Here is a 6,736-nt window from a genome sequence, read left to right as displayed (position 1 = left end):
GCTGCGGTCGGCCCGCTGCCGGGGGGAGGCGTCCATACCATCTGAACAAAGCGCGGTTCCCGCCCTCCCCGTAGCGTTCTCCCCGCATAACTCAGCGACTACGGGAAACGCTCTATGACGACGCAAGCCAACCCGGCAGCCAATCCACTGCCGTTCTCTCCTTCCGATCTGCTCACGGCTGACCAAGTAGCCGCCGCGCTCGGTCTCTCGCATCGCACCCTTGCCGCCTGGCGCAGCACTCGCCGAGGAGGCCCCGCCTGGGTCAAGTGTGGGTCGGCGGTGCGCTACCGCCGCCAGGATGTGGCCGCCTGGCTGGAAAGCCAGACCCGTGCAGGTAAGCAGGCATGAAGGCCGTGCCGATGACCGGCAAGAGCACCACACCACCTGCCGGCCCGCTCCCGCTCGACCCAGCCACCACCCTGATTCGCATGCCCGAAGTCGTGGCAATCGTCGGGCTGGCGCGGCCGACGATTTACAAGCTGATGAAACAGGCAGACAGCGGCTTCCCCCAGCCGGTGAAGCTGAGCAACAGCACCGCGCGGGGTGCGCCGGTCGCGTGGGTGCTGGCCGAGGTGCAAGCCTGGGTCAAAAGCCGGATCGCCGCCCGTGGGAGTGCTGCCGCATGAGCTTCCCCCGCGTCCCTTTCGATACGCCTTACTTCGATCCTACCGGCCTCGGCTTCGCGCCGCCGAAGCTGGCGGGCCTTGTGTGGCGCGCCTTCACCATCGTCACGATCTGCTTTGACCCGCAGGAACGAGAAGCGCTGTTTATCAACGCTGACGGTTATGTCGTGCCGCTGGAGCCGCACCCGTACGAGCTGCGCCGGCTGCTCGAACGCGCCGTCAGCCGGGAATACGGAAAAGTCTGCGGTACCGGCCAGTTTGCGATGCGCGAAGCGCGCATCGGCGTGCTGCGCAACCAAGGCTTGCTCAAGCGCTGGGTGGTTTACCACCTGGAGCAACCCGCGCACTACGCCAACGAGCCAGCCGCTTTGCAAGGCTATGTGGAAAGCGAGCTGACCGAGGAACGGCGCGGCATCGAGGCGGCGACCGAGGCAATGGCACACCTGGTGCGCGTGCCCTGGGCAGAGCCGTGCACGCTGGATGCGCTTGAGGACCGCCGCGCCGAGCTGATGGCGCAGTACCGGCGCCGCAAGGCTGAGAACGATGCCGTAAACGCCTGGCTGCGCGGTGATGTGCCCACGGCGCCGCTGCTGCAAGCACTCGCCGGCTGAGCGGGCCACAAACAAAAACGCCCCCGGCTGCAACCGGAGGCGTGGGAGAAAACTGAATATGCACGCCGAATCTATGCCATGCCCGGTGTTCGCGCAAGCCTTGCGCGCCCTCGAAGGGCTTGCGCGCCTGGTGCACCAGCGCTACAGTCTGCCCGTCGCTGCAAATTCAGCGACCGGGTTTGGCGACCCGATCAGTAACAGGCGCACAGGCGCCCATACTCTCATTGCAGGCGCTTTTTTTGTGCCCGCAGTGCCGTGTTATGGCGGTCGTGCGTGGGAGACCGAAAGGTCTGCCGGGTTCCTGTTACCCCGGTTCGCCAACCTGCGCACGGCTGCCACCCATAACTGTTTGGCGACGGTTTGTGGCAGCTCCTCACCAGTAACAGGAGCTCCACCCATGAAGCACCCGCACGCCCTCAATCCGTCCGCAATTCAGCACCACGCCGCTGCCCTGAAGGCCCGCGCCTTCGCCGCCCTGCGCGCTGATTCGTCCCTTTCCGTCCGCCTGCGCCGCTACAACGAAGCGATGGCCAAGGCCCGCGCCCTTGAAGCGATCGGGGGTGCGCAATGAGCAGCCTCAATCAGTTGGTCATGACGCACGGCGACCAGATGATGAGCGCCGGCTATGCGCTGGAAACTCTCGCCGATCTGCTGGGCGGCGACGGGAGCGAACATCATCTGTCAGCGCAGGACTTGAACGGCCTTCGTCACGCCGTGCGTGCCATCGGCTGCTATGCATTGGCGGGCGGCGCAGAGCTACACCAAGCAGCGAGCCAAGGGGGTGCCCTATGAGCGCCACCCGACTTCGCACCGAGGCGCAGGACTTTTGCCACTTCCAGCGTGGCGCGCTTTTCTCGGTCAACAAGGGCTTCGACGTGATCGATGCTCTTGAGCATGCATCCTGTCTGCTCGATATCGCGAACAAGCTCACCTTGAACGTCGCCTGCGACACAGCCGGCTCTACCGAGGCGCATGCCGCGCAGCGCCTGGGCGAGATGGCCAAGGCGCTGGTTGATGCGTGCATTGGCGGCGCCATTACCGGCAAAAGGGGTGGCGTATGAGCGAGAGAAAGCCCAAGCGGCCAAGCTTTGCCGAGGTGAAGCGCGCGTCCCAGCTGGCTATCGACCAAGTGCTGTCGCACTGGCTGCCCGGTGGCGTGCGGGTGGACGGCGGCAAGGAGTACACCGCGCCCAACCCGACCCGCGTCGACAAGCGTGCCGGCTCGCTGAAGGTGAACATCGCCAAGGGCACTTGGTGCGATTTCGCGACCGGCGACAAGGGCGGCGATCTGATTGACCTGGTGCGCTATCTGGACGGCGGCAGTGAGGTGGATGCCTGCAACAAGCTGGCTGACTTCCTCAACGTCACGGCCGGCAGCCAGCCAGCGGCGACAACGGCCAGCAGCAAGGCACCGGAATGGGTGGCGATCCAGCCCATACCGGAAGCCGCAATGTCGAAGATTCCGTACAAGCACCGCACCCACGGCAGGCCCTCGAAGGTGTGGATCTACCGCGACGCTACCGGCGCGGCGCTAATGGTGCTGTATCGCTTCGACCTTGGCGCGGACGCAAACGGCAAGCTGAAAAAGGCGTTCGCGCCGCTGACCTGGTGCCGCTGTTCGTCCGATCAGTCCTTCCAGTGGCGCTGGCTGGGGCTGCCCGAACCGCGCCCGCTGCTGCACCTGGACGAGCTTGCGAAGCGGAGCGATGCGCCGGTGGTGTTATGCGAAGGCGAGAAGTCCGCCGATGCCGCCGCCGAGCTGCTGCCGCACTACGTCGCGACCTGCTGGCCGAACGGGGCGCAGTCCCACCACAAGGCAGACTTTGCGCCGCTGGCCGGGCGCGATGTGCTGCTCTGGCCAGACAACGACGCGGGCGGGCTGAGCTGCATGCAGGCCATCGCTGGCCAGCTCCAGCAGCTTGGCGCCACCGTTCGCACGGTGGCAATCGAGACATTCGCACCGGCAGACGGCGAAGACGCCGCCGACGCTCTGGCCGCTGGCTGGACCGCCGAACAGCTGGCAGAGCTGGAGGCCAGCGGACGCCTGTTCGCCAAGGCTGCCAAAGCTCCGATGCCGGCGCAGGCGGAAAAGCCGGCTGCCGCGAAGAAAGACGCTCGCAAGCCCAGGCAGGCAAGCCGGTCGGGCGGGTTCAAGGTGAAGGCCGATGGTGTGTACTTCGCCGGCGACGATGGCGAATCTCGGATGGTCTGCTCTCGCCTCGAAATTCTGGCGCGCACCCGCGACGAGAAGGGCCATAGCTGGGGCCTGCTGGTGGAGTTCGACGACCCGGACGGGGCGCCCAAGCGCTGGAACATTCCGGCGCGCTGCATGGCCGGCGAGTTCTCGAAAGAGGTGCTTGGGCCGCTGGTTGATATGGGGCTGCGCCTGGCACCGACCCGCGACGTACGCCATTCCCGCAACGACCTGCAGAGCTATCTGCAAAGCTACGACAGTGGCGAGCGTGCGCGGCTGGTCAGCCGCCTTGGCTGGCATGCCGCCGCGTTCCTACTGCCCGATCAGCAGATTGGCGACAGCGATGAACGCCTGCACTTCTACGAAGCCGGCGCGCAGCTCCCACCGATCAGCCAGGCCGGCACGCTTGAGGAATGGCAGCAGCACATCGGCACGCTGTGCGTGGGCAATCATCGGGTTGCCTTTGCGGTGTGCATCGCGCTGGCGGGGCCGCTGCTGCATCTGCTGGGCCTAGAGTCCGGTGGCTTTCACTTCTACGGCGTGAGTTCCAGCGGCAAGAGCACGACCGGACGCGTGGCGTGCTCGGTGTACGGCCCGCCTGCGTTCGAACGCTCGTGGCGCTCGACAGACAACGCGCTTGAATCCATCGCCGCGGCGCACTCGGACGGGCTGTTGGTGCTGGATGAAATCAGCCAGTGCGACCCGCGCATCGTCGGCGAAACCGTGTACATGCTGGGCAATGGCATCGGCAAGGCCCGCGCCAATGACCGGGGCCAGTCGGGGCGGCAGGTACAGGAATGGCGCTTGCTGTTCCTCTCCAGCGGTGAATACACCCTGGCGCAGCACATGGCCGAGGCGAACAAGGAGCTGAAGGCCGGTATGGATATTCGGATGCTCGCCGTCCCTGCCGACGCCGGCAAGGGCCTCGGCGTGTTCGACACGCTGCATGACTTCGACAGTGGGCAGGCGTTGGCCGACGAGCTGAAAGCGCGGGTGGGCATGTACTGCGGCACACCGCTGCTGGCCTTCCTGGTGGCGCTGTGCAATCCGGCCAAGCAGCGCGGTTATCTATCCATCATCCGGCGAAGCCTTGAGCAGTTCGCGCGCGAGGCGGTGCCGGCCAGCGCAAGCGGGCAGGCGCACCGCGCCGCTACTCGATTCGGGCTGGCTGCCGTGGCCGGCGAACTGGCGACGGGCCTTGGCGTCACGGGCTGGCCTGAGGGCACCGCAACGGCTGCGGCGCGCGCCTGTCTGGACGCTTGGCTGGCTGAGCGTGGCGGCGCTGGAAACCTCGAAGGTGAAGCCATCGTGCAACGGCTGCGCCTGGTGGTGGAACGCTATGGCGAAAGCCGCTTCACGCGCTGGGACGGTATCGCCGCGAAAACCGATGACCATGCACCGCGGACAATTGATCGTCTTGGATTCAGGCGCACGATAGAACATGGTTGCGGCGATGACCTGTACACCTCTGTCACCTACTACTTTTTGCCGGCTGCTTGGAGCGACGATGTTTTCAAGGGGTTGAACCTAAGAAACGTCAATCGAGAACTGGCCGCGCGCGGGATCCTAGAGCCCGGTCGCGATGGGAAAGCAGCGCAATCGCTTTCGTTGCCAGGAATGCCCAAAACTCGAGCATATGTTGTTAATGCTCATATCTTGCTTGGTGAACCTGATGACGCTCTAGAGCGCGCGCGGGCAGCCTGATCTAAATAGGTGCAATAAATATGCGGTATTTATATGTTCGGGCTCTTGAGCGCCAGTTGCGCTCAATGGGCGTGTCTCGTTCAAAATCAACATTAATTGTTGGTAAGCTTTCAGATAGTTCTTTGAAAAGGCTTCTGCCTTGGCACTTGAGAATCAAGCTTGCAGTTGCAGTTATTTGGATTAAAATTACTAGGCCGGGTTATAGTGATAGCGCGGCAGCGAAAACTTCAGAAATTTTGCCGGTGCGAGGCTGTGCAGGATTGAAGAAGGCCAGTTCCGGAGAGAGTCCGGCGGGACGCGATAGTAAAAAGCAATGCAGGAATCATCGTGCGAACGATGTGACTGCGTCCCGCATTCGGAACTGAGGTACAGAATATGTATAACGCAAACGTGAATAATGCTCCCGCTTCTATCATGAAGAAAAATCGCGGTGGCGATATTGACTCTGAGGTCATCCTTAAAGCCTTGGAGGCTCGCGACGAAGAGATCAAGGGATTTTCTGAGAAAGCAGCAAAAGAAATCCTTTCAATTAAAGATCGCCTTATGGATCTTGAGCAAAAAGGGGCGCGCCGGCGTGGTCCGGCCACTGCTACTGGTGACGATGCTGTAGGGAAGATGGCTGAGACCTTCACCAAGTCTTCTCAGTTTGAAATGCTCAAATCTGGTGCGCCTACTACTGGTCGCGTAACGGTTGATAACGTCAGTATCAAGGCGCTGACTAACGCAGGGCAGGGTGTTGCAGATTCAACTGGCTATAGCGCCTCCCCACAGCGGCAGGTCGGTCTGTTTAATGATCCTCGCCGCGAGCTTTCCCTGTTGGATTATCTTCCGTCATTGCCCGCCACTTCGAGCAGTTTCGAGTATGTCCAGTTGAAGGACTATGAGAACAATGCTTCTGAGCAGGAGGAAGAAGGCCAGCAAAAAGCAGAGTCTAATATCGACAGTGAACTTGAGACTGCAAATATCGCAACGATTGCGCATTGGACTCGTGCCTCCAAACAGGTGTTGGATGATACTCCTGTTCTTGGGCAGCAAATCGGCAGCCTTCTTAACTATGGGCTGCTGGAAAAGCTTGAGGCTCGTTTGATCGCTGGTCCTGGCGGTAAGGGCAAAATCAAGGGGCTTCTCGGCTATGCAGTACCGCACGAAGTTGTTGGTAGTCTGTTGCCCGTGGACGCAATCGGCCAAGCGGTGACCGCTATGAAGAATAGTGGCTGGCAAGCTCGGCTGATTATCATGAACCCGAATGATTGGTTCACGATTTCGAGTGAGCGTGACGCTGACGGCCAATATGTGCTGGGTTCTCCTCGTGATCCGGCGCCGCCTGTTCTTTGGGGGGTGCCGCTTATTACCTCTGGCTCCATGCCGGCTGGTACGGTGCTGCTGCTCGATACGACTCAGTTGGCCATGCTCGATCGCGAGCAGCCGACACTGATGCTCAGTCGCGAGGATGGCAGCAACTTCACCTCGAACCTGGTTACCCTGCTGGCTGAGTTGAGGGCAGGGCTTGCAGTGTTCTCCGTTGGCGCTGTTCGTTCTGTCGATATCGCTCAACAGCCTGAAGGCTAGCAGAGGCCTGAGTAAAGAAGCCCGCCATCGGCGGG

The 6,736-nt window shown here is 62.2% G+C and carries 8 protein-coding genes; all 8 read left to right on the top strand.

The window, feature by feature from the left end; genetic code table 11:
• Positions 1 to 114 precede the first annotated feature (114 nt).
• The 8 genes from LO50_RS02880 to LO50_RS02850 all read left to right on the top strand — a co-directional run bounded on the left by LO50_RS02880 (position 115) and on the right by LO50_RS02850 (position 6,701).
• Positions 115 to 348, top strand: coding sequence for a helix-turn-helix transcriptional regulator (locus LO50_RS02880; RefSeq protein ID WP_044314061.1), 234 nt, complete (start codon positions 115 to 117; stop codon positions 346 to 348).
• Positions 345 to 626 (top strand): helix-turn-helix transcriptional regulator, encoded by a 282-nt coding sequence (locus tag LO50_RS02875; protein WP_044314060.1) that lies wholly within the window; start codon positions 345 to 347, stop codon positions 624 to 626. Before LO50_RS02880 ends, LO50_RS02875 begins: the two co-directional genes overlap by 4 nt.
• Positions 623 to 1,234, top strand: a complete 612-nt coding sequence (locus tag LO50_RS02870) for a hypothetical protein (RefSeq protein ID WP_044314059.1) — start codon at positions 623 to 625, stop codon at positions 1,232 to 1,234. The genes LO50_RS02875 and LO50_RS02870 overlap by 4 nt, the downstream gene beginning before the upstream one ends.
• Before the next feature lie 397 nt (positions 1,235 to 1,631).
• Entirely contained in the window at positions 1,632 to 1,805 is a 174-nt protein-coding gene (locus LO50_RS25050; protein WP_162836507.1) for a hypothetical protein, read from the top strand.
• Positions 1,802 to 2,026, top strand: a complete 225-nt coding sequence (locus LO50_RS02865; RefSeq protein WP_044314058.1) for a hypothetical protein — start codon at positions 1,802 to 1,804, stop codon at positions 2,024 to 2,026. Before LO50_RS25050 ends, LO50_RS02865 begins: the two co-directional genes overlap by 4 nt.
• A complete protein-coding gene (locus LO50_RS02860) occupies positions 2,023 to 2,295 on the top strand; it encodes a DUF3077 domain-containing protein (RefSeq protein ID WP_044314057.1) in 273 nt (90 codons plus the stop codon). Before LO50_RS02865 ends, LO50_RS02860 begins: the two co-directional genes overlap by 4 nt.
• Positions 2,292 to 5,132 carry a DUF927 domain-containing protein gene (locus tag LO50_RS02855; RefSeq protein ID WP_044314056.1) on the top strand — a complete coding sequence of 947 codons (2,841 nt, stop codon included), beginning with the start codon at positions 2,292 to 2,294 and terminating at the stop codon, positions 5,130 to 5,132. Before LO50_RS02860 ends, LO50_RS02855 begins: the two co-directional genes overlap by 4 nt.
• Before the next feature lie 375 nt (positions 5,133 to 5,507).
• Complete coding sequence (locus LO50_RS02850; RefSeq protein WP_044314055.1) at positions 5,508 to 6,701, top strand: phage major capsid protein; 1,194 nt, start codon at positions 5,508 to 5,510, stop codon at positions 6,699 to 6,701.
• The last annotated feature ends 35 nt before the right edge of the window (positions 6,702 to 6,736 follow it).

Origin of the sequence: Stutzerimonas stutzeri (assembly GCF_000935215.1) — a bacterium.
In the GTDB taxonomy this organism is placed as follows: Bacteria; Pseudomonadota; Gammaproteobacteria; order Pseudomonadales; family Pseudomonadaceae; genus Stutzerimonas.
Note: the sequence above shows the minus strand (reverse complement) of the source record. Positions and strands in the feature narration are given on the sequence as shown.